Raw genomic sequence first — 22,511 nt, 5'->3', positions numbered from 1 at the left:
AAATGCTTTTACCAGAAGATATTTTCCAGATTTTTTTGTACATCACAACTGCTAGCTTTTTACGGTATTTTATTCTTGCAGGACTCGCTTACTTGATTTGGTACATTTGGCTTAAAAAAAGGGCTTCATACAAGAAAATCCAATTGAAATTCCCTAAAACAACGGATTATCAAAGAGAAATAGCGTATTCGTTACTTACTTTTTTTATTTTTGGATTAGTCGGAATGGTACTTTATAATCCAACAATTAGACCTTATACGTTGACTTATTATAAAATTTCAGATTATGGCTGGAGTTATTTTATTTTATCATTCTTCTTGACACTCATCATTCATGATACCTATTTTTATTGGATGCACCGATTGATGCACCATCCTAAGCTTTTTAAATATTTTCATAAAGTTCATCATCAATCAACTAATCCTAGTCCGTGGACATCCTTTTCGTTTCAACCACTCGAAGGCTTGGTTGAAGCAGGAATTTTTGTCATCTTCGCTTTTGTGTTACCTTTGCATCCGCTGATGATTGTAATTTTCTTGTTTTTTATGACCGCTTACAATGTTTACGGACATTTAGGCTGGGAGTTGCTACCCAAAGGAGCAAATAAACATTGGCTTTGGAAATGGCTAAATACGTCAGTTTTACATAATCAGCATCACCATTATTTCAAAAATAATTATGGTTTATACTTTAGTTTTTGGGATAGAATATTGAGAACGCTTGATGAAAGATATGATGAAGAATTTGAAGAATTGAAAGCGAGGTCAATATCGAAAGTTTAATAAATAAGAAAAATCACTATAAAACTACCCTAAAATGTTTGAAAAGAATCAAAAAAAAGTTTTGAACGCTTGGACAATGTACGATTGGGCCAATTCTGTCCATAACTTAGTGATAACCACTGTTGTATTTCCTATGTATTTTTTGGCAACTACGTCAATAAAAGATGCTGATGGAAAAGTGATTAATGATATTGTCGATTTTTTCGGTTTTAAAGTACAAAACTCAGTACTTTATTCTTATACGATTTCGGTGGCTACTCTTTTATTGGTAATTTTAAATCCAATCCTTACGCCATTGGCAGACTCAAGCGGTAGAAGAAAGTTTTTTATGAAACTTTTTTGCTATCTAGGAGCAGCAAGTTGTGCATACTTTTATTTTTTTACTAGAGAAAATGTTAATTCTGCTGTTATTGCTTTTGGACTTTCAATAATGGGTTGGGGGGGAAGTATCGTATTCTACAATTCGTTTCTGCCAGAAATTGCAACCGAAGACCGTTTTGATAATTTAAGTGCCAAAGGTTTTACGATGGGCTATATCGGAAGTGTTATTTTATTGGTTTGCAACTTGCTATTGATAATGAAACCAACCATGTTTGGTCTTACGCAAGCTGACTCAGACTCAGGTTTTACCGCTCGTATATCGTTCTTAACAGTCGGAATTTGGTGGGCATTATTTGCACAAATTCCCTTTTATTTCCTGCCAAAAGATAATCCAAAATCATTTAAAACAGGAAGATTGACCACTGGTTTTGGCGAACTCAAAAAAGTATTAACTGAAGTACGACAAAATAAACTAATTACGAAGTTTTTATTAGCGTTTTTCTTTTATGACATGGGCGTAATGACGGTAATTTATGTAGCTACAATATTTGCCGATAAAGAACTACACATCGAAAAATCTGGTCTAATTACTACATTGCTACTCATTCAACTTATTGCAATTCCTGGGTCTTATTTAGCTTCATGGCTTTCGAGTAAATTAGGGAATACAAAAGGATTATTGATTTTTATTTTTATTTGGTCTTTGATGCCTTTGGCAGCATATTTTACTACAACACAAAACGAATTTTATGTCATCGCAGCCGTAGTTGGTTTAGTTATGGGCGGAATTCAATCACTTTCTCGTTCAACTTTTGCTAAACTTTTACCAGACGATACAACAGACACTGCATCCTATTTTGGATTTTATGATATTATTGAAAAAATTGCAATCACCTTAGGAACGCTTATTTTTGGTTTAGTTGGTCAGATTACAGGTAATATGCGAAATTCTGTTTTAACAATTTTGGTGTTTTTTGTTGTTGGTTTTATTTTATTAATGAGAGTACCATCCAAAAAAGTTTACCATTAATTCCTGCCGAATCATTGGTGAAAAATGTAAAAATCAGTATATTTGTGATACAATTTTTACAATACAGTTATAATAGTATCAGAATAATTATCAAAAAATTATTGATAATTATCCTTTTTATTTTTCATACTACTAATCTGTTGATATTCAGGATGTTAGCTCAGTTGGTTTAGAGTGTCGCCTTGACAGGGCGAAGGTCATCGGTTCGAATCCGTTACATCCTACTTTTTACATTATGAAGGTTCTCTACGATCATCAATCATTTTCTGGTGCTAAATATGGCGGTGTTGCAAGGTATTTTTATGACCTGATGCAAAATCTAAAATATGAGCAAGAAGTTGATGTTAAGTTGGCTTTATTGTTTTCAAATAACCATTATTTGAAAAATGGAGATATTAAGAATGTAATTCCTTTTAGGTTTTTCTTAGGATATGCTAAAACAAATATGCTTTTTTCGCATATCAATCGTTTGAATAGTGCTTTTCAGATTTCCCGCCAAAATTTTGACATTTTTCATCCAACTTATTTTAAAGATTACTTTTTGCCATTTCTTGGAAAAAAGCCTTTCGTAATTACGCATCATGACGTAATTCCTGAAAAATTTTCGATGAAATATGCTGCCCTAGATGGTTTTGATAAAAGCCAAAAACAGAAAATACTTGAGAAAGCCTCAAAAATTATAGCAGTTTCAGAAAATACAAAACAAGATATTCTTGAAATATTCGATATTGCTCCCGATAAAGTTGAAGTAATTTATCATTCGACCCATTTTTCTACTTTTGTTCCAAATCCAGCTGTAAAAATCACAACGCCAGAAAGATATTTACTTTACGTTGGTAACCGAGAAAACTATAAAAATTTTGATGTTTATGTCAGAGCTATTGCTCCAATTTTACATAAACAAGATGATTTGTATTTGCTTTGCGGAGGAAATGGAAAATTTACTGCTTTTGAAGAAAATTTATTCGCTGAATTAAAAATAAGTAATCAAATTCTTCATCGAGAAGTTGATAGTGATGATGATCTATATTTATTGTATAAAAATGCATTAGCTTTTGTTTATCCATCACTTTACGAAGGATTTGGTATTCCAATTTTGGAAGCATTTGCGTGTAATTGTCCAGTAGTTTTAAGTAATCGTTCTTGTTTTCCTGAAGTTGGTCAAGATGCGGCTTTATATTTTAACCCAAATGACAAAGAAGAAATAGCTTTTCAAGTCGAAAAAATAGTTGAAGATGCAGAATTACGAGCTTCATTAATTAAAAAAGGACAACAAAGATTAAAAGATTTTTCTCCTTCAATAACTGCTTCCAAAACGTTAGAAGTTTATCAATCTGTCATCGGATAATGACACTTTCAGCATATTCATTCAAAATTATTATTAGGGAATATAGTATAATTATCTTTTTTTTGTATCAATAAGATATTATTCTGAACATAAATAGACTTGAAACGTCTAATAAAAGAAAAAATGCGAATCGTTATTTGTGATATTTACGTAAAATTAATAGGACACAATTTAGGACATATCCAAAATATTTTACGATTTTTAGAAAAGAATCCCTCTTCAAATGAATATATTTTTTTGCTAAATCCTGAAGCCAAAAATATTCCTTCAGTCAAAACTTCTGCCTCAAATGTTTCAATAGTTTTTTTCACTGATGAAGAGTTTACACCTATAAATTCTGGGATGAGTATCGTCAAATCAACGCAACTTATTTGGAAGCATATTGTAAGATATGTAACTGATTATAAGGCTGATAAGCTTGTAATGATGATGCTAGATATGTTTCAACACACGATTGGAAGTAGCCGTTTACCTTGTGAAGTAACGGGTATAATGTTTAATCCGTATCCGCGTGTGATTGCTCAAGATACGACACTTCGAGCGAAACAAAAATCAACAATTACAAAAGCAAGAAAACTATTCACTACTTGGTGGATGTGCAGAAATACACAATTAAAGAAAGTTTTTATTTTTAATGATTTAGAAACCCTCAAAACGATGAATGAAACTTTGGGAACGAAAGTATTTACTTACTTGCCAGACCCAGTTTATGATTATCCAGTACGAGAAGGGCTTGATATTAGAGAAAAATATAATATTGCTGCCGATAAAAAAATTATTTTAGCTTTTGGATTTATAGATGAAAAAAAGAATGTTGTTAATATCTTAAAAGCGATGCAACAATTATCGCAGGAAGAGGCATCAAAAACCTGTTTATTGATTGTTGGTAAAATTAGACCTGATTATGAGAAATCGCTTGCAGAGGCATTAGTTGAGACAAAAACTAATCGACCACAGCTACAAATTGCTTTGGAAAGTAGATTTGTTGATGATGATGAAATGGAAGCTTTTGTTGGGCAAAGTGATATAATTTCAGTGGTTTATATCAATTTCTTCTCATCAAGTGGTGTCATTGGTTTAGCCGCTCGGCATAATAAACCTGTACTTGCAACAAAATTTGGAGTTGTAGGTGATTTGACTCGCAAATATGAATTAGGTCTCGCTGTTGATGGGTTTAATACTTCTGAAATGAAAGATGCCATGCAGGATTTGTTAGAAAACAAAAACGGTTACCCAAAAAGAGCAACCGATTTTGTAGAAAATCACAGTAGTGATAGCTTTATAAAAACTTTATTAGAAATTTGAATTAAACTAGTTCAACTTCTTTGGCTGCTTGTTCAGCAATCCATTGGTATGTTTTTGTGATTCCTTCTTTAAGAGAATGCGATGGAGCCCAATTGAGTTTTTCTTGGATCAATGCATTGTCAGAATTTCTTCCACGAACACCTTCTGGGCCAGGAATATTTTTGATAGTAATGTTTTTGCCAGAAATTTCGGCAATCATTTTTGCAAAATCATTGATTGAAATCATCTCTTCTGAACCAATATTTACTGGGCCAGAGAAGTCGGATTCCATCAATCGGCGAACGCCTTCTAAACATTCTTCTACATATAAAAATGAACGCGTTTGTTTACCATCTCCCCAAATTTCAATGGTCCCACCTTCTTCTGCTTCAATAACTTTGCGGCAGATAGCGGCTGGTGCTTTCTCACGACCACCTCTCCATGTGCCTTGTGGACCAAAAATATTATGAAAACGAGCAACTTTAACAGTAATGCCCAGATTTCTCTGATAAGCTAAGAAAAGTCGTTCACTAAATAATTTTTCCCAACCGTATTCACTGTCAGGAGCGGCAGGATAAGCAGATTCTTCTGAACATTTTGGGTTTTCTGGGTCAAGCTGATTGTATTCAGGATACATACAAGCTGATGATGAATAGAAAATCTTCTTTACACCAGCCAAATGTGCTGCATGAAGCATATTTAGGTTACAAAGGGCCGAATTGTGCATTACGGCAGCATCGTTTTCACCTGTAAAAATATATCCAGCTCCACCCATATCAGCAGCTAATTGGTAAACCTCATCGAATCCTCCTTCTGTAACTTGACGACAAATAACTGGGTCAGTCAAATCTCCGATAACAAACTCATCGGCATTGCCGTTACCATATTCATTATATTTTAAATCTACTCCTCTAACCCAATATCCTTCATTTTTTAAGCGATTAACTAAATGGCCACCAATAAAACCACCTGCTCCACAAACTAATGCTCTTTTCATATAATTCAATAATCGAAATAAATAATTCTAAATAAAGTACAAATTTACTAAATGAAACCAATAAAATACAAAAGACTGTCTAGAAATTTATAAAAAAGCCAATTAAATTGTTAAATGGTACTATAAATTAGTCAAAACTGCGTACAAAAAGCATTATATGAGAGTCTTTTTATGAATGATTTTGGGTAAAATAGCTTTATTTATTAGTATTTTTTAGTTTTTTTTCTTAAAAATGTCATATTAGGTTAAATAAGTCATTTACACCAATCATTTTGGTTTTTGTATAACCTTCTCCAAATTTTGCCCCAATTTTATGCCCCATTTCTTGCGAACGAGCTTTTAAGAATTCTAAAAATTCTGGACTGGTCAGATAAGATTCAGGTTCTTTACTATTTGGGTCATAAAACTGACTTTTATAAGCTCTGATTGAAGCTTCTTTAAGATTCCAATAATTAGAAATATCAACCACCAAATCAGGTATTATAAATCTGTCTTGAATATAATGATATAATGCTTTTGGCCGCCAAGCTTGTTGTATAGTTCCATCAAAATCATGTGTCTGAATCATTCGTAAGCCTGATAAAAAGCAGGCATCAACGGCAATTGCAGCAGCCTTTCCATGGTCTGGATGGCGGTCTTCGATGGCATTTGCTAAAACGATTTCAGGTTGATAACGGCGTATCGCCGCAATTAACTGCATCTGATGTTCTTCATCATTTTTGAAAAAACCGTCTCTAAAACCTAGGTTTTCTCTCACTGAAACATTGAGTATTTGTGAGGCTGCTGCTGCTTCTGCGGCTCTAATTTCGGGTGTTCCACGCGTACCTAGCTCACCTCTAGTAAAGTCAACAATTCCAACTTTATTGCCTTTTGCTATTGCAGAAGCAATTGTGCCACCAGTCGACATTTCTGCATCATCTGGGTGTGCAGCCATTACAAGTATATCTAATTTCATATTTCTAAAACATTAAAAGTATATTTAATATAAAAAAAAAGCGACGTAAAAAGTTTCACGTCGCAATAAACATTATGATTTTATCTATTTAACTCTCAGTCTATATCCAACTTTTAATCGGGTATAAGATTTTATTTTATTTAACTTAGCTAATTCCGTAACAGTTGAATTAAATTTTCCAGCAATTTCAGAAAGAGTTTCGCCCGAACGAACTCTATACCAAACTTTACGACTTACAGCTACTGGTTCGTCAAATTCAAAATCACTTTTTCCTGCACCACCACGTAAATAATCATAAACTCGTGATGTCATCAAGAAGTCTTGAGAAATAATATTGATTTGACTTGGATTAAATGTGAAAATATTTCTTGGGTCAAACGGATTTCCTTCATAGCGTGTTTCAAAATGAAGGTGAGGGCCAGAACTACGACCTGTACTTCCACCTTTGCCAATTTCATCTCCAGCTTTTACGATGGTGTTGGGTTCAAAATTAATTTTTGATAAGTGACCATATAAGGTTTCAAGCCCATTATAATGACGGATTACAACACAACGTCCATAAGCTCCACGAGTACTAGCAACCCTAATAATGCCATCAAAAGCAGCATAAACAGGGTCACCTGTTTCTAAATCCAAGTCTTGCCCTGTATGCCAACGTTTCCAACGCCAGCCAAAATTTGAGTTCGTAACACCTTTACTTAATGGGCCAGCCCAATATCTTCCTTGCGAAATGTCATATAATTGAATCGGTACAACGTCATCAAACTCCTTGGCATCAATACCATAAGGGTCAACAGAATCTGTATCCCAAACTGAGAAATAACTGGCAATTTTAATCATGTCATCACTTCCTACAAATTGGGCTTCATCTTCTATTTCAACAATTTGTACTTGCCCTTCATCAATGCTAGATGTATCTTCATGAACGGCAGTATTTAAATCTTTTATTGGTTCAATTTTTACTGAGGGTGCCGATTCAACTACTTTCGTAGTTTCAAATTCATTGACAAATCTTAGTTTCGGTTCTTCTTCAAAACTAAATTCATCATCTTCTTTTTGTTGCTTATTAAAGTTTTTTTCTTTAGCTTTTGAATCCTTTTGGTTGGTAGGAATATTTGGCTTATTCAGTTTTGAACCTCGCTCTCGCTGAGCAAAAGTTGCACTTGAAATCGACAAAGCTAATAGAATTGGTAATAGAGCCTTTTTCATGCTTTATTTGTTTTTTGTTTGAAGGCAGCTCACAAATTGTTACTAAAAGTATGCCAAAATGAGTTTTTGGCTTCTTTTAATAACAATTTTATGAAAAACTTATGTTTAATGCAAGCCTTGAGCTGCTAAATATCTCTCTGCATCGAGAGCGGCCATACAACCACTTCCTGCTGCGGTTACTGCTTGACGATAGATTTTGTCTTGTGCATCACCACAAGCAAAAACACCCTCAATGTTTGTTCTGCTACTTCCTTTTTCGGTTTCAATGTATCCAGCTTCATCCAACGTAATAAAATCGCTGAAAATTTGGGTATTGGGTTGGTGACCAATAGCTACAAAAAAACCAGTTACATCAATAGTTTTTTCTTCTTTTGTTACAGTATTTCTTATTTTTGCACCCGTAACTCCATCTTCACCTAATACATCAACGGTTTCTGTATTGAATAAAATCTCAATATTTGGTGTGTTTTTTACTCTGTTTTGCATGATAATTGATGCTCGGAATTCATCACGACGCACCAACATATATACTTTTTTACAAAGTTTTGATAAATAATGAGCTTCTTCACAAGCTGTATCGCCTGCACCAACGATTGCTACCTCTTGTCCACGGAAAAAGAATCCATCACAAACAGCACATGCCGAAACACCATAACCATTTAAGCGTTGTTCAGATTCCAAACCAAGCCATTTTGCCGATGCACCTGTGGCAATAATAACAGTTTTCGCTGTAATTTCAATCGAATCATCAATTGTTACTTTATGATTGCCAGGAGTTGAGAAATCAACTTTTGTAGCCATTCCATAACGGTTATCAAGTCCAAATCGCTCGGCTTGTTTTCTGAAATCTTCCATCATTTCTGGGCCTTGAATGCCTTCTGGATAACCAGGGAAGTTTTCAACATCAGTCGTAATTGTTAATTGACCGCCTGGTTGTCCACCTTGATACATCATTGGTTTTAGACCTGCTCTTGCTGCGTAAATAGCTGCTGTATAACCTGCTGGGCCTGAACCCAAAATTAAAACTTCTACTTTTTCTTGCATATAACCCTAACCTCAAAAGGTTTTTATATTAAAATATTAATTTACGTAATCAATTAAAACCTATTTCCTATCTGCAAAGTTCGTCAAAAAAGAGGTAATCAACAAGTTTACAAAATACTGATTTCGATTCTGCGGTTAATTTGACGATTTTCCTCAGAATTGTTTGGTACTATTGGTTTGCTTTTTCCAAATCCTACGGACTTGATATTAAGTGCATTGACCCCCTTTTGTACTAAATATTGTGTCACTGATAAAGCACGTTTTTCTGATAAAACTTGGTTTTCAACATCTTTGCCAATATCATCGGTATGACCAGAAATTTCTACTTTCAAACTTGGATTTTGTTTAAATAATACAACCAATTTTTCAAGTTCAGTATATGATTCTGGTCGCAAATCGGTTTTCCCCGAATCAAAAAATATATTATTTAAAACTTCTTTGACATTTTTTTTGATGGGTTCAAGGTAAATATCAATGATTTTATTTGCAGATTCGTTTTTTTCTGAGAAATCGAAAGATAGACTTTTGAAGAAATAATCATTTTTATTTACAAAAAGGCCGTATTTACTTCCATTTGGTAAAACCGCAGTATATTCGCCTGTAATTGAATCCGATTTTACGTTTTCAGTAACCAAGTTCGTTTTCAAATCTACTAACTCAATAGTTGTTGCAATATTTTTCTTATTTTGAGCATCTTTTACGATTCCTTTAACAAAATAAGTTGTTTTAAATTTTTCAGAAAGCTCCTTCGGAATATCAAATTGAAAGAGTTTGATTGTATTTTTTACATCTGATGAATAATAACCTTTTTTACCATCAGCTGAAATAAAAAGTGCTACTTGGTCCTCAAAAGTATTGACTGGAAATCCTAAGTTTTCGGGTTTTGAGTAAACGCCAATTTTTGATTCAGTCATAAATAAATCTAATCCACCCATCCCTAAATGTCCATCAGAAGCAAAAAATAAAGTATGACCGTTGGCGTGTATAAATGGTGAAATTTCATCATTATTAGTATTCACAATTGGACCTAAATTTATAGCTTTTGTCCAGCTATTATTTTCAGATAATTGACTTACCCATAGGTCTTTACGACCGTAACCACCTTGTCTATCTGATGAAAAATACAAAATTCTGCCATCGGTTGAAAGACTAGGTTGTGCTTCCCAAAAAGGCGAATTGACATTTTCGCCTAGATTTTCTGGCGTACTCCACTCATCACCTATTTTCTTTGAAATGTACAAATCACAACTACCTAAACTATTGCGACTGTCACAACTTGTAAAAACCAAAGTTCGTCCATCGGCCGAAATACTGCAAGTACCTTCATTTGCTGTTGAATTGATTTTCGGTGAAATACTTTTTGGGGCTGTCCAAACATTATTTACTAATTGAGATATATATAAATTTTCGTCGCCGTCTTCAGAGCGAGCGGTAAATATAAGTGTTTCATTATCAGCCGTTAATACTGGGAAATATTGTTTATTTTTAAAATTAATGGTTGAACCCATTTCAGCAGCAATATAATTCAAAGGAGTTTTTTGTGCTTCTTCACCAAACTTGCATAACTCCAATTGCTTGGTTAATTGCTTCATTACAGGACTATTAGGCGGCACGTTTTTAATCGAAAAACTTAAATATTCTTTTGCTTGCGTGTAATTTCCTGATTTTATGAGTCTAGTGCCAATATAAGTATAACCTTGCGTTAATAATGGGTCATTTGGTCTTAATTCGATTGCTTTTTTGTAATATTTTATAGCATTTTCTTGGCTGCGAGCGGCTTCGTTGATTTGTCCCAATTTGAAATATGGGTCACTAAAAGTAGAATCTTTATCAATTGCTTTTAAGAGGTTTTCAATAGCTTCGGAAGTTTTTCTTTCTGTGATATTTTTTAGAGCTTTATTATAAAATTCTTTAGCTTTTTCAGCGTCCAATTTTGAGTTTTGGGCAAAGATATTTATTGACAAAAAAAGAAATATAACAGTAAAGATTTTTTGCATAAATTTCGTTTTGAAAATATGAATTAAAACGTTCAGCAACAATTCATTGTTATCTTTGCATCGTAATTAAATTATTAGTAATCACGAATGAATGAAATTTGAATGCATTTATTCAGTTAATTAGCTATTTTTAGATTTCAATTGTATATTTATTTCCAATAAAACGATGCTTCATTTATACCTAAAATCTCTACATATAATCGGTTTTGTATCTTGGTTTGCAGGATTATTTTATTTAGTCAGAATGTTTGTTTACCATTCTGAAGCGAACGATAAGCCCGAAGCCTTGCAAGAAGATTGGAAAAAACAATATACTGTCATGCAATGGCGGGTGTATAAAATTATTTGTAATCCTGCAATGATGATTACATGGACTTGTGGAATTTTGATGCTTATCAATTCGCCATATTTTCTTGAACAAGGCTGGATGCAAATAAAACTGGTCTTTTTGATACTTTTGACACTTTATCACCTTTATTGCAAAGGTATTATAAAGAAACAGGAAACTGGAAAAGATACTTTTACCTCGTTTCAATTTCGCTTGTTAAATGAATTGCCAACATTGTTTTTAGTGCTGATTGTACTTTTAGCAGTAGTAAAAGATTTGCTCAATTTTGTGTATTTATTCTTGGGTGTTTTAGCTTTTGGAATGACATTGTTTTTTGCTGCAAAAGCTTATCGTAAGTTTCGAGAAAAACCAAATGATTGAAAAGGCTTTTTTAGCGAATAAATATGATTGTTTGTTCGCTAAAAAACATATTATTTTACCCAAGTATTCTCAATCAGGCCATTTCTATAATATTGGATGAACGCTTTCAATTGACTTTTATCGGCCTCTTTCAATGATTGATTGGATAATAAATCGAAGTTTTTTGCTTTGCCATCCAGACTCATTTCTACATAATTATTACCCGAAATCATTCTGAAAATACCCGAATTAAATTGTAAAGCTTTGCCTTCACTTTTAGCAAAAACTGATTCTCCAAAAGGTAAAATCTGATTTTGTGGAATGTTAAGAAAATCTAAAACACTTGGTAGAATATCGGTGTGTTGACAGATTTTTTGTGAGTTTACACTTATTTTTATCTCATTAAGTACTTGATTATCAGGGTGGTAAAATATTAATGGCACTCGGTAAGCACCAGTTGCAGAGGCATAAGTCGGTTCTGTATTAAACTGAGTGTGGTCGGCTGTAACTACAAAAAGTGTATGTTTAAACCAAGGTTGTTTGGCTGCTGAGGCAAAAAAGTTTTTTAGAGCCAAATCGGTGTAACCTAAACTTTCATGAATTTCAGCTTTTCCTTTCGGGAATTTTCCTTTGTATTTGTTTGGAATTGGGTAGGGGTGATGCGAACTCAAAGTAAAGATACAACTCACGAAAGGCTTTGTTTCTTTAGTCAGTTCTGAAGCGAAATATTGAAAATAAGGTTCATCAAAAATTCCCCAATTTTTATCAAAATCTCGTTCAAATAACTCTTTTGGATATTGGTTGATGCCATAATATTTATCGAAGCCAGCTAATTGTGAAAACCCTTCAAAGCCCATTGAACCATTTCTTGCTCCATGAAAAAATGAAGAGGTATAGCCATGTTGTTTGACAATTGAGCCTAAACCCCAAAACTTATTTGATTGATAACTTGAAGTGATGAAAGGTTCTTCGATTAATTGCGGAATAGAAGCTGTGATAGCAGGCATCGCAATGATTGATTCTCGCCCATTTGCGAAGCAGTTTTCCATAAAAACCCCTTGTTTTGACAAAGAATCAAGAAATGGTGTATAACCTTTATACGGATTTTTATAGCCCATGTATTCTTTGCCAAAACTTTCCAAAATGATGATTACTACATTTTGATTTTTTAAATTTAAGGATAAATTTTGCTTTCTATTTCGCTCAATTAATTTAGTAACTACTTTGTTATCAGTAAAGTAGTTTGCTTTTTCAGTTCCTTTAGCATCAATGGTTGTCAGAAAAGTAAAGGTGGTATTGAGCGTAAGATTTCCTAAATTATTGTCGTGCTGCTCGAATGCTTGATTAATACGAAGCGGTTTTTCTTGAAAACCACCTCTAAAAAATAAAATGGTAAAGCCGATAGAAAGTAACCAAATGAATATTCTTAAAAGCAGTGAAAAAGGCGTTTTTTTATCACTAATTTTTGGGTTTGGTGTATATTTAACGAAAACATAACTTAATAAAATCCAAAGTAAAAGTAAGAACCAATAGCTAGTCAAAAGACTGAAAGACTGCTCTAAAACATCTCCCATGATACCAAAAACTTCAAAGATTGTTCTTCTGCCAATAAATTTATAATATTCAAAATCTGCAATATTGCTCCAAAAAAATATAATGTTTGGTAACCAATAAATGTATTTGAGGAAAGTTTGGTAGCTTTGTTTTTCAATGAAACGAAATGGTAATAAAGATGTGATTGTGAATAGGATATTACTTATAAAAATAGCCGATAAATCAAACTTTATGCCATAGACAAAAGCAAAGCTAATTTGTTGAAAATCAGCGTATTGGAATGACTTAATATTAAAAATGAGAAACAAAAATCTTAGAAAAAAATAGCAAATTAGTAACCAAGAAAGCCGTTTCAACCAAACCAATAAATACATAAATCAATTGTTAATTTAATCGCAAAGTTAAAGGAAATGTAGTGCTAAGTTTCTGTTTAACGAATAAAAATATAGAAAATGACTTTAGAAAACTTCAAAAATACACTTTCTGAAACATTAGTTCCACATCATTTCTCTGTGTTATTGCAAGCACTTTGGTATGATGCGAAAGGAAATTGGGAAGCAGCCCATAATATTGCACAAAGCAAAGAAGGTACACTTAGTTTTGACCAATTACACGCTTATTTGCATCGAAAAGAAGGCGACAGATTCAATGCAAATTATTGGTATAGGCGTTGTGGAGAATCAATGCCAAAAATTTCGCTAGAAGAAGAATGGGAAATCTTAGTAGAACGATTTTGTTGATGAATTTGATGAATGAAGTCAAAAGAAACAGTTTTGTTAATCTGTCAAAACATTTAATTGTTATTTTAAAGTGTTAAATTGCACGAAATTATAAAATTGGTAATTGCTAAAAAATTATCAATAGATGCTTAAAACAGAATATGAACTACTTATCCGCAGAGAATATAGGGCGAAATTTGGGCGAACGTTGGCTCTTTAAAAATTTAACATTTGGTATTTTACAAGGTGAAAAAGTAGCATTGATAGGAGCAAATGGTGCTGGAAAATCGTCAATGCTAGACATGATTACTGGAAATGCTGATATTGATGGCGGAGAAATTAGTATCCGCAAAGATATTAGATATGGTTATTTGGGTCAAAATCCTGACCTAAATCCTGCAAAAACAGTCATTGAAACAATTTTTTCTTCCGAAAACTCGAATACCTTAGCAATCAAAGAATACGATTTGGCTCTTGAATCAGGTGATGGTAATCGAATTGCCAATGCAATGGAACAAGTCGATAACCTAAAAGCTTGGGATTATGAAGCAAAAGTGAAGCAAATCTTAGCAAAATTAGGTATTGAAGATTTTGAGAAATTGATTGAGAATTTATCTGGTGGACAAAAAAAGCGTGTTGCACTAGCACAAGTTTTGATTGAAGAACCTGATTTTTTGATTTTGGATGAACCAACCAATCACCTTGACCTTGACACAATTGAATGGTTAGAAGGCTATCTTTCATCGTCAAATATTACCTTACTTTTGGTTACTCACGATCGTTATTTTTTAGATAAAGCCTGCAACAGAATTTTGGAACTGGCCGATGGAAAGGTATTTAAGTATTTAGGAAACTATGCCTACTACTTAGAAAAAAAAGAAGAACAAGACGCAGTTGATGCGGCCACTCAAAAAAATTACCGAAATCTTTTACGGAAAGAATTAGAGTGGATGCGTCGTCAACCAAAGGCTCGTGGTACAAAGTCGCAAAGTAGAATTGATGCTTTTTATGATTTAAAAGAAAAAACTGTCAAAAAAGGTCCAGATGAAAAGCTTGAATTAAGCATGAAAATGGAGCGAATGGGTAGTAAAATCATCGAAATTCAACACATTAGCAAGTCGTTTGACAATAAAAAAATCATTGCTGAATTTAATTATACTTTCAAACGTGGCGACCGAATCGGAATTGTAGGTAAAAATGGAATGGGCAAAAGTACGATGCTCGAAATTATTACTGAAAAAATAAAACCCGATATTGGAAGAGTTGTTAAAGGTGATACAATAAAAATAGGTTATTATTCACAAGGTGGGTTAGATTTTGACGAAAGCCAAAGAGTTATAGAAGTGGTTCGTGACATTGCAGAATATGTAAAAATGGCTGACGGGACGGAACTTTCAATTTCTAATTTTTTAACTTTATTTTTGTTTCCTCCAGCAATGCAATATAGCTTCGTGAGTAAATTAAGTGGAGGCGAAAAACGTCGATTGCAGTTGTTGAAAATCTTGGTTCAAAATCCAAATTTTTTGATTTTGGATGAACCAACCAATGATTTGGATATTGCTACTTTGAATGTTTTAGAAGATTTTTTATTGAATTTTGGTGGTTGTTTACTTGTTGTTTCTCACGACCGATATTTTATGGATAAGTTGGTTGACCACCTTTTTGTATTTGAAGGAGATGGTTACATTCGTGATTTTCCAGGAAATTATACCGATTATCGTTCATGGAAAGAGGATAAAGAAGAGCAGGAGCAATTAGCAATGAATGCAAAACCTTCTTCAAATGCAAAAAATGTTATTGAAATTCCAATAGCAACCCCTCAAATGGTGGAAACTAAGCGAAAGCTGACATTCAAGGAACAAAAGGAATATGAAGGAATAGGAGCGGAAGTAGAAAATCTAGAAAAGAAAAAGGCAATTTTAGTTGAAAAAATGAATTCAGGCGACGGTTCGCATGAAGAACTAGCAGCATGGGCAAAAGAATTTGAAAATGTTTCTGAACTAATTTCTGAAAAGGAACTTCGATGGTTAGAATTGTCTGAATTGATTTAAACCAAAATTTTGAAAAGTTTACAATATAATTCCAACCTTCAACCTCTTTACCAATGAATTATTTTCGACTGACAACTGTTTTTTTGTTATTAGCAACTTTTACTAGTTTCGCTCAAAGCCAAAGTGCAATTGAGATTTTAGGGTATAATCATGTTGGACTATACGTGAAAAATTTGCCTGAAAGTGCCAAGTTTTATCGTGAAATTATTGGTTTAAAACCAGTAGATGTGCCTGATAATTTAGTTGCTATTCGTCGTTGGTTTCAGATTGCACCAAATCAGCAATTACATTTGTTGCTTGGTAGAAATGAACCAGTAACAAATAATGATAAAAATGGTGGACATTTTTCATTGACAATTCCGAAAAATTCAGCAGATAAAATTGAGGCATTTTTGAAAGAAAAAGGCTTACCTTATGTTCGTCAAAAACGATTTGATGGTGCTTTTCAAATTTATGTTACTGACCCAGATGGTTATGTAATCGAATTAAATGAGCCAAAAGTTGAGTAAAAGTATTGATTTCACTTCCAACCAGACAAATTGAAGATTGTGTAAAAACTGTCTTTTTATAATATATTCCAATGGAGCAACTGAACGAGTGGTTTAAATATTTGATGGATTCCGAAGAACTTATTCGGACGGGAGGCTTGATTACAATCACCTTGATTATTTTTATTGAAAATGGAATAATATTTGGCTTTTTTCTTCCTGGCGACTACCTGTTATTTCTTTCGGGAGTATTTTGTGGTACTAAACTTCTTGATGTACCAGTATCATTATTGATGTTTTGTGTTTTTTCGGCGGCCGTTTTAGGTTCACTTTTAGGATATATTATTGGAAGATTTTTTGGTGATAGTGTTCAAAATCGACCTGATTCTCTTTTCTTTAAGAAAAAATATATCGAAAATACTCAAAAATATTTTGAAAAATATGGAAGTCAAACACTTGTAATTGCTCGTTTTTTGCCTGTTATACGTACTTTTTCACCAATTTTGGCAGGAATTGTAAAAATGAAATTTTACAAATTCATGATTTTTAATATTCTTGGCGGTGCTATTTGGACAATAGTTTTAGTAGGAGGGGGATTTTATTTTGGTGAGAAATTTCCTTGGATTGTTGACTACGTTCAATACATCATCTTTTTCTTTTTAGGAATTACAACTTTTACAGTGATTCGTGGCTATTTGAATGCAAAAAAAGAATTGAATAATATGTAATAAAAAAAGGCATTTCCGAAAATAAATTGGAAATGCCTTTTTTTATTTTTCATTATTTTCTTGAAACCAGCCTGCGTACATTACGTAATTATTAGCCGTTCGCATAAAAACTTCACCAAGTTCTGGACTTACATTTTTTAAAAATTTGGCTGGATTTCCTGCATAAATACTTCCCGCAGGCACAATTGTGTTTTGTGTTACAATTGCTCCCGCAGCAATGATTGAACCTGTGCCAATTACAGCTCCATCCATTATGATTGCTCCCATTCCAACCAATACTTGGTCTTCAATTGTGCAGCCATGCACAACAGCATTGTGTGCAATACTGACATTGTTTCCAATGATTGTTTTTGACTTTTGATAAGTACAGTGAATGACAGCTCCATCTTGAATATTCACTCGGTCGCCCAAAATGATAGAGTTTACATCGCCGCGAACAACTGCATTAAACCAAACTGTACAATCTTTTCCCATTGTTACATCCCCAACAATAGTTGCATTTTGAGCGAACCAACAGTTTTCGCCATTTTGAGGTAGTTTTCCTTTTACTGGTAAAATAAGAGCCATTTTGCTATTTTTGAAAAATGTAAAATATAATGATAATATTATTTATAAATGATTACACATCAATATTTAATCTGATTTCAGTTGGTCGCACTAAAATCAGATCGATTTATTTAATATTCTCTTGCGAAACCCATTCGTCCCATTCACTATCATAATCTTTATAATGAATGTAATGTAAACAAGAAAACTTCTTGAGAACTTTTGCTGGATACCATTTTTTATCCGATACAGAGAAGACTTTTACAGAAGCTCCAATTGGAAACTCTTTTTTGCAAGTGAATGATTTTATCCGAGATTCCTCGACCCAATCGGTTTCGTTATTGGTATAACTATAAAAACGAACTTTGTATTTTCCTGCTTTTTTTGCTTCAACAATAAAACCAAGCCAATCTTCTCCATCATAATTTACGAATACACGTTCACCGATGCGAGTGTCGCTTTTTTTAGAAATATTACTTGTAATTGCCCAATTTGACATTTTTGCAGGTACAAAATATGATGCTTTTTGACCTTCGACTACTGCCATTTCTTGGTCAATGTAAGTAGTTAATTCATTCAGCGTAATTTGACCGTTATTATTTGTATCGACAAAATTTTGTCCTTGAAGAGCATAGAGTAAAGCGTTTGAGAAAGTCCAATTGCCTGTTGAAACATTTGTTGGCACCACCGAATTGAGAGCAGTGTAGTTTTTTGTCTTATATTTTTGAGCTTCCAGTGCTAATCCTCCAGAATTACAGCAATCTGCGGTAAAAAATGCAGTATTTCCTGCAAAATTTTCATTGACAGTGCGAACAATTTCTTCGACAGTCCAATCTGCACCTTGATAATTTGCGAAACAAACTTTATTCGCATCATTTTTATAGCCATGACCGCAGTAGTAAAAAAATAGCACATCGTCTTTTTGGGCTTTTTTCAAGAAAGGAGCAAAAGCTTCACGAACAGCTTTCGTAGTGGCTTGTTTATCTTTTAAATACATAATTTGGTTGCTAGGAACACCATTATTTTGAAAAAAACTCATGATTTTATTATCAAGGCGGTCTTTTTTCTCGAATGAAGCAAAATTATTTGAATCGGCCCATTCTAAAACACCAACCATGAAAACCCATGTTTTTTTATCGAAACTTGATTTTGGTTGTGCATAAGTAATGAAACTAGATAAGAACAAAAGTGATATTAATATATTTCTTTTCATTATTGAATAATATAAGTGATAATTTGATGTTAGATTTTGAAAATTTATTCAATTTATTCTTTTTATCTGACTTTTAAAAAAGAAACTATTTCCGATAATTCCAAATTGGGAATAATCATTATTTGAGGTATCGAAAATGAGAACAGCTTCATTAAGATCTTAATATATCATATTAAAACCTATTTTTTGTCATATTATTATTTGGATAATTATAGAAATTTTACATAAAAGTTAAGACAATAACTCATCTAAATAATATCTAATTATGAAAAAAATACTTGTTCCTACCGATTTAAGTCCAATTGCCAATAATGCCCTTGATGTTGCTGTAACAATTGCACGATTTAATGGTGCTGTGATTCAATTACTTAATGTGAAATTTTATCCAGTTCAGGATATAAATACCTACTATTCACTTTATGGTGCTTCAGGAATTACGATTGATGATGCTTGGAAAGATGTTTTGAAAGAAGCAAAAAGTGAAATGAAAGAACTTATAAGTAAATATGAAGATGTAATTATTAAGCCGTTGATTGAAGAAAGAGGCGATAGCTTTGTTGAAGCAGTGCTAAACCATAAGGCAGATTTGATTGTAATGGGGTCGAATGGTGCGGCTGGATTGAAAGAGTTTTTTGTGGGTTCAAATAGTGAAGAAATCGTAAGAATGGCTTCTTGTCCAGTTTTGGTTGTTAAAGGCGACCCAAAAACATTTGCACCACAAAAGGTAGTGTTTACAGTAGATTTTACGCATGAACATTTTCTCAAAAAGGCAATTTTTAATTTGCCATTAAAAGATGCTGAATTACATTTTTTACATGTCGATACTGGCTTAAAAGTGATTAATTATCAAGAAAGGATAGATAAGATGCATCAACTGTCAGATAAACTAGGTTTTAAAAATTGTCAGTTTGAAATTCATGAATCTACGACAGTTGAACATGGAATTTTGGAATATGCAGAAAAAATTGATGCAGATTTGTTAGTAATGTACACACACGGACGTACAGGTTTTAGTCACTTTTTTAAAGGTAGTATTGCAGAAGATGTTGTCAATCATGCGGATATTCCTGTATTTACCTTTGTGGAATCTTAATATTTGAAACTGTAACAATAAAAAAGCGTGAAATTTTCAAGTTTCACGCTTTTTTATACTGAATTACTAAAATCTAAGAACTAACTGTGAATTCTTGTCTTAGTTTTTTTCCATCTAATTCAAGTTCTACCCAATAAGTGCCTTTTTTTAGTTTATTTGTTGGCAAATATTTGATTTGTGTACCTAATGTTTCAGAGAAATGGTCGATAAGTGTTACAATAACTTGGTCATTTTGGTCTTTTAATGATAATTTTACATAACCAGGTTTATTTATTCTGAAGATAATTTCCTTAATTTTTGAATTTTCTGTATCATTTGTAGCAAATTCAGAGCTATCAGTAGTAATTGAAGCTTTGTCTATTTTTTGATTTGCTACGAATGCTGCTTGAATACAATCGGTAATACTTGCCGAAAAGACAGCATTACTTTTAACTTCAAAACCTGGCAACAAGACGATGCTTTTTCCAGCTGTAAAAGATATATCCTGAGTATTTGGGACTAAACTTTGTGTTTCAATTACTTTTTTTGCTTGAAAAGCTCCGTTTGCTAGAGATATTTTTTCAAGCTTTAAAGTATCGCTAGCACAGTTTATATTTATCCCTCTACAATTACAATTATTGTCAAATTTATCATAGGAAGTGAGCGGGTCTTTATCATCGCAAGGTGTGCCACTAGGATTACAAAGAATTGCATCAAATGTCATTTTTCCAATGCCAGAACAACCTGCTCCCCAGTTATTCACCGCTGAAATTAAGATATAACGGGCTTTTATATTATTGAAATTTGGGCCACCAAAACCCGAATAATCAGCTAAACCAGGAGCTTGTGGCCATGAATAAGTGTTTCCTAAAGCTTGCCAAGTAGTACCATCTGTTGAATAATCAACAGTTACTGTTTTAAATCCTTTATCAGTTTCATTTTCAACGTTATAATTCCAAACCCTTGAAGTTGTAAAGTTATATCTGTCTGTAAAATCGTACTTAATCCAATGAGTATTGGCTGCTCTAGCTGGGTTTGGATTTGGATTAAGGGTACTTGTACAAGATACCCAAGATGCTTCTTTTAAAGTTGATAGATTTTGAGTTGGACTACAAGAATCATAGGTTTTGTATCTTGCAGCTTCATCATTACAATCGGGTCCTGAGCAAGGGGTACCAACGCAATCACATTGAGCATTTATTTTGTCATTGTTAGTAAATGGATTGCCATCATCACATGGAGTATTTAATGCAATACATGAAATTTCACATTTATAATCGTATAAATAAAAATTTGGAACTCGTTTCCATGTTCTTATTTCATGGAAAGGCGTTTTCCAATAGAGATTAAAGTGGTCACGTCCACTGCTTTCTTTGTGACGAAATTCAAAATAATAGTATTTGCCTTTTTCTAAAAACAAAGGTCCAATATTTTGAAAAATGGAGCTGTTATGCTGTGTTTCGCCGACTCCATACATCACTAAAGCTTGATGAGCTTGTTTGTTTTCAATCTGGTCATTATCACTCATAAAAAAGAAAGTTTGATTATCGCCTGTGATATTTAACTCATAATTCCCACTGACCGGCACAGTTAAGAATCCTTGAACAAGCGTACCATAGTTTTCTTGAGCATAAGTGGTTGAAAGTGGACCATATGCTCCTTTTAACTTTTCTCTCCTATCTGGTGTTAAAGGGAATTTAGGGGCATTGATTAGGTCATTTTCAACGTAATTACCGGGTATGTTGTCATAATAGTAAGCATCAATAATACCCTTTTCTCCAACACACGTGTTAGTGGTGGGAGCAATTCCAACACAATTACAAAAACCATCTTGCACATCATTTGTAGTAAGTGGATTACCATCATTACAAGTAGTACCTCTTATTGGGCAATCTTGACCGCAAGTATAGTCATAAATAAAATTTGAGTCAATGATAGTCCACACAACAGGGCTTGCAGCAGCTTTTCTCCACTGTAAACTTATAAAATCGCCACCTGTACCTTCAAAGTTATATAATTCAAAATAATAATACTGTCCCCCAATTAATTGAACTATTTGAGAGGTCTGATTTGGCTCTTTGTCGTACTCTGTTGGATTTGTATTATATGTTAGAACTTCAGCCAATTTAATTTTGTTTGAAGGAGATTGAGTTGTACTTAAATAAAAAATTGATCTATCGTCTCCAGTGATATTGAAAATATAATTTTCAGTAGTTGGTACTTTTATAAATCCTCGAATCATTGAGGCATAATAGTCTGTATAATTAATCGGGGTTTGTAAGAAACCCAGCATTTGAAATCCATCAGGGTGACTTGGGTAATTTTCTAATGCAAACAGGTGGGAACTATCTGGATAATTTCTGAATCCAGTCCAATAACTCCATTTTACTTGTCCAGCCGTGCCAACACAGCTCTGTGAGAAAGTAGAATTGGCAAATAACAAAAATACTGTTATTAAAGATAGAAATTTAATATGCTTAATCAT

Annotated in this window: 19 protein-coding genes and 1 tRNA gene; 11 read left to right on the top strand and 9 right to left on the bottom strand. The window is 33.2% G+C overall.

Features of this window, described 5'->3' with window-relative positions; genetic code table 11:
- Positions 1 to 2: 2 nt before the first annotated feature.
- The 5 genes from MJQ71_RS08695 (at position 3) to MJQ71_RS08675 (ending at position 4,786) form a co-directional block, all read left to right on the top strand.
- The gene (locus MJQ71_RS08695; protein WP_238806184.1) at positions 3 to 782 is read left to right on the top strand and encodes a sterol desaturase family protein; all 780 of its coding nucleotides are present in this window, start codon (positions 3 to 5) and stop codon (positions 780 to 782) included.
- A 34-nt stretch (positions 783 to 816) separates the two neighbouring features.
- Positions 817 to 2,133, top strand: a complete 1,317-nt coding sequence (locus MJQ71_RS08690) for an MFS transporter (RefSeq protein WP_238806183.1) — start codon at positions 817 to 819, stop codon at positions 2,131 to 2,133.
- A 149-nt stretch (positions 2,134 to 2,282) separates the two neighbouring features.
- Positions 2,283 to 2,357 (top strand) — tRNA-Val (locus tag MJQ71_RS08685).
- A gap of 11 nt (positions 2,358 to 2,368) precedes the next feature.
- On the top strand, positions 2,369 to 3,481 hold the full coding sequence (locus MJQ71_RS08680; RefSeq protein WP_238806182.1) for a glycosyltransferase family 4 protein: 1,113 nt from the start codon (positions 2,369 to 2,371) through the stop codon (positions 3,479 to 3,481).
- 99 nt (positions 3,482 to 3,580) lie between these two features.
- Positions 3,581 to 4,786, top strand: a complete 1,206-nt coding sequence (locus tag MJQ71_RS08675) for a glycosyltransferase (RefSeq protein WP_238806181.1) — start codon at positions 3,581 to 3,583, stop codon at positions 4,784 to 4,786.
- A 1-nt stretch (position 4,787) separates the two neighbouring features.
- On the opposite strand, the gene MJQ71_RS08670 is transcribed toward MJQ71_RS08675, so the two are convergent.
- The 5 genes from MJQ71_RS08670 to MJQ71_RS08650 form a co-directional block, all read right to left on the bottom strand.
- Entirely contained in the window at positions 4,788 to 5,762 is a 975-nt protein-coding gene (locus tag MJQ71_RS08670) for an NAD-dependent epimerase/dehydratase family protein (RefSeq protein ID WP_238806180.1), read from the bottom strand.
- A 235-nt stretch (positions 5,763 to 5,997) separates the two neighbouring features.
- The gene (gene bshB1 / locus MJQ71_RS08665; RefSeq protein WP_238806179.1) at positions 5,998 to 6,717 is read right to left on the bottom strand and encodes a bacillithiol biosynthesis deacetylase BshB1; all 720 of its coding nucleotides are present in this window, start codon (positions 6,715 to 6,717) and stop codon (positions 5,998 to 6,000) included.
- 84 nt (positions 6,718 to 6,801) lie between these two features.
- Positions 6,802 to 7,926, bottom strand: coding sequence for a M23 family metallopeptidase (locus MJQ71_RS08660; RefSeq protein WP_238806178.1), 1,125 nt, complete (start codon positions 7,924 to 7,926; stop codon positions 6,802 to 6,804).
- A 105-nt stretch (positions 7,927 to 8,031) separates the two neighbouring features.
- The gene (gene trxB / locus MJQ71_RS08655) at positions 8,032 to 8,970 is read right to left on the bottom strand and encodes a thioredoxin-disulfide reductase (RefSeq protein ID WP_238806177.1); all 939 of its coding nucleotides are present in this window, start codon (positions 8,968 to 8,970) and stop codon (positions 8,032 to 8,034) included.
- Between the two features lie 107 nt (positions 8,971 to 9,077).
- The gene (locus MJQ71_RS08650; RefSeq protein WP_238806176.1) at positions 9,078 to 10,967 is read right to left on the bottom strand and encodes an OmpA family protein; all 1,890 of its coding nucleotides are present in this window, start codon (positions 10,965 to 10,967) and stop codon (positions 9,078 to 9,080) included.
- A gap of 166 nt (positions 10,968 to 11,133) precedes the next feature.
- On the opposite strand from MJQ71_RS08650, the gene hemJ reads away from it, so the two are divergent.
- Positions 11,134 to 11,676, top strand: a complete 543-nt coding sequence (hemJ, locus tag MJQ71_RS08645; protein ID WP_238806175.1) for a protoporphyrinogen oxidase HemJ — start codon at positions 11,134 to 11,136, stop codon at positions 11,674 to 11,676.
- Positions 11,677 to 11,726: 50 nt separating this feature from the next.
- On the opposite strand, the gene MJQ71_RS08640 is transcribed toward hemJ, so the two are convergent.
- Positions 11,727 to 13,517 carry an LTA synthase family protein gene (locus tag MJQ71_RS08640; RefSeq protein ID WP_238806174.1) on the bottom strand — a complete coding sequence of 597 codons (1,791 nt, stop codon included), beginning with the start codon at positions 13,515 to 13,517 and terminating at the stop codon, positions 11,727 to 11,729.
- Between the two features lie 144 nt (positions 13,518 to 13,661).
- Between MJQ71_RS08640 and MJQ71_RS08635 the strand changes: the two genes are divergently transcribed.
- The 4 genes from MJQ71_RS08635 to MJQ71_RS08620 all read left to right on the top strand — a co-directional run bounded on the left by MJQ71_RS08635 (position 13,662) and on the right by MJQ71_RS08620 (position 17,195).
- A complete protein-coding gene (locus MJQ71_RS08635; RefSeq protein WP_238806173.1) occupies positions 13,662 to 13,949 on the top strand; it encodes a hypothetical protein in 288 nt (95 codons plus the stop codon).
- 140 nt (positions 13,950 to 14,089) lie between these two features.
- On the top strand, positions 14,090 to 15,979 hold the full coding sequence (locus tag MJQ71_RS08630; RefSeq protein WP_238806172.1) for an ABC-F family ATP-binding cassette domain-containing protein: 1,890 nt from the start codon (positions 14,090 to 14,092) through the stop codon (positions 15,977 to 15,979).
- A gap of 53 nt (positions 15,980 to 16,032) precedes the next feature.
- On the top strand, positions 16,033 to 16,488 hold the full coding sequence (locus MJQ71_RS08625; protein ID WP_238806171.1) for a VOC family protein: 456 nt from the start codon (positions 16,033 to 16,035) through the stop codon (positions 16,486 to 16,488).
- Positions 16,489 to 16,559: 71 nt separating this feature from the next.
- Positions 16,560 to 17,195, top strand: coding sequence for a DedA family protein (locus MJQ71_RS08620; RefSeq protein ID WP_238806170.1), 636 nt, complete (start codon positions 16,560 to 16,562; stop codon positions 17,193 to 17,195).
- Positions 17,196 to 17,237: 42 nt separating this feature from the next.
- Here MJQ71_RS08620 and MJQ71_RS08615 read toward each other — a convergent pair whose 3' ends face one another.
- A complete protein-coding gene (locus MJQ71_RS08615; protein ID WP_238806169.1) occupies positions 17,238 to 17,762 on the bottom strand; it encodes a gamma carbonic anhydrase family protein in 525 nt (174 codons plus the stop codon).
- A gap of 106 nt (positions 17,763 to 17,868) precedes the next feature.
- Positions 17,869 to 18,954: a Tudor-knot domain-containing protein gene (locus MJQ71_RS08610; protein WP_238806168.1), complete on the bottom strand. Its 1,086-nt coding sequence runs from the start codon at positions 18,952 to 18,954 to the stop codon at positions 17,869 to 17,871.
- 265 nt (positions 18,955 to 19,219) lie between these two features.
- Between MJQ71_RS08610 and MJQ71_RS08605 the strand changes: the two genes are divergently transcribed.
- The gene (locus tag MJQ71_RS08605) at positions 19,220 to 20,047 is read left to right on the top strand and encodes a universal stress protein (protein ID WP_238806167.1); all 828 of its coding nucleotides are present in this window, start codon (positions 19,220 to 19,222) and stop codon (positions 20,045 to 20,047) included.
- A 73-nt stretch (positions 20,048 to 20,120) separates the two neighbouring features.
- Here the strand turns inward: MJQ71_RS08605 and MJQ71_RS08600 are convergent, their stop codons facing one another.
- Positions 20,121 to 22,511 carry a PA14 domain-containing protein gene (locus tag MJQ71_RS08600; RefSeq protein WP_238806166.1) on the bottom strand — a complete coding sequence of 797 codons (2,391 nt, stop codon included), beginning with the start codon at positions 22,509 to 22,511 and terminating at the stop codon, positions 20,121 to 20,123.

Source organism: Emticicia aquatica, assembly GCF_923079645.1.
GTDB lineage: Bacteria > Bacteroidota > Bacteroidia > Cytophagales > Spirosomataceae > Emticicia > Emticicia aquatica.
The sequence above is the reverse complement of the archived record's forward strand: the minus strand, read 5'-3'. Positions and strand labels throughout refer to the sequence as shown.

What these genes read in the sequence shown, in the direction of transcription:
- bshB1 (WP_238806179.1), bottom strand. Translation starts at nt 6,717, where the DNA reads ATGAAATTAGATATACTTGTAATGGCTGCACACCCAGATGATGCAGAA.
- MJQ71_RS08660 (WP_238806178.1), bottom strand. Translation starts at nt 7,926, where the DNA reads ATGAAAAAGGCTCTATTACCAATTCTATTAGCTTTGTCGATTTCAAGT.
- MJQ71_RS08615 (WP_238806169.1), bottom strand. Translation starts at nt 17,762, where the DNA reads ATGGCTCTTATTTTACCAGTAAAAGGAAAACTACCTCAAAATGGCGAA.
- MJQ71_RS08670 (WP_238806180.1), bottom strand. Translation starts at nt 5,762, where the DNA reads ATGAAAAGAGCATTAGTTTGTGGAGCAGGTGGTTTTATTGGTGGCCAT.
- MJQ71_RS08600 (WP_238806166.1), bottom strand. Translation starts at nt 22,511, where the DNA reads ATGATTAAGCATATTAAATTTCTATCTTTAATAACAGTATTTTTGTTA.
- MJQ71_RS08690 (WP_238806183.1), top strand. Translation starts at nt 817, where the DNA reads ATGTTTGAAAAGAATCAAAAAAAAGTTTTGAACGCTTGGACAATGTAC.
- MJQ71_RS08625 (WP_238806171.1), top strand. Translation starts at nt 16,033, where the DNA reads ATGAATTATTTTCGACTGACAACTGTTTTTTTGTTATTAGCAACTTTT.
- hemJ (WP_238806175.1), top strand. Translation starts at nt 11,134, where the DNA reads ATGCTTCATTTATACCTAAAATCTCTACATATAATCGGTTTTGTATCT.
- MJQ71_RS08650 (WP_238806176.1), bottom strand. Translation starts at nt 10,967, where the DNA reads ATGCAAAAAATCTTTACTGTTATATTTCTTTTTTTGTCAATAAATATC.
- MJQ71_RS08680 (WP_238806182.1), top strand. Translation starts at nt 2,369, where the DNA reads ATGAAGGTTCTCTACGATCATCAATCATTTTCTGGTGCTAAATATGGC.
- MJQ71_RS08695 (WP_238806184.1), top strand. Translation starts at nt 3, where the DNA reads ATGCTTTTACCAGAAGATATTTTCCAGATTTTTTTGTACATCACAACT.
- MJQ71_RS08620 (WP_238806170.1), top strand. Translation starts at nt 16,560, where the DNA reads ATGGAGCAACTGAACGAGTGGTTTAAATATTTGATGGATTCCGAAGAA.
- MJQ71_RS08630 (WP_238806172.1), top strand. Translation starts at nt 14,090, where the DNA reads ATGAACTACTTATCCGCAGAGAATATAGGGCGAAATTTGGGCGAACGT.
- MJQ71_RS08635 (WP_238806173.1), top strand. Translation starts at nt 13,662, where the DNA reads ATGACTTTAGAAAACTTCAAAAATACACTTTCTGAAACATTAGTTCCA.
- MJQ71_RS08610 (WP_238806168.1), bottom strand. Translation starts at nt 18,954, where the DNA reads ATGAAAAGAAATATATTAATATCACTTTTGTTCTTATCTAGTTTCATT.
- MJQ71_RS08605 (WP_238806167.1), top strand. Translation starts at nt 19,220, where the DNA reads ATGAAAAAAATACTTGTTCCTACCGATTTAAGTCCAATTGCCAATAAT.
- trxB (WP_238806177.1), bottom strand. Translation starts at nt 8,970, where the DNA reads ATGCAAGAAAAAGTAGAAGTTTTAATTTTGGGTTCAGGCCCAGCAGGT.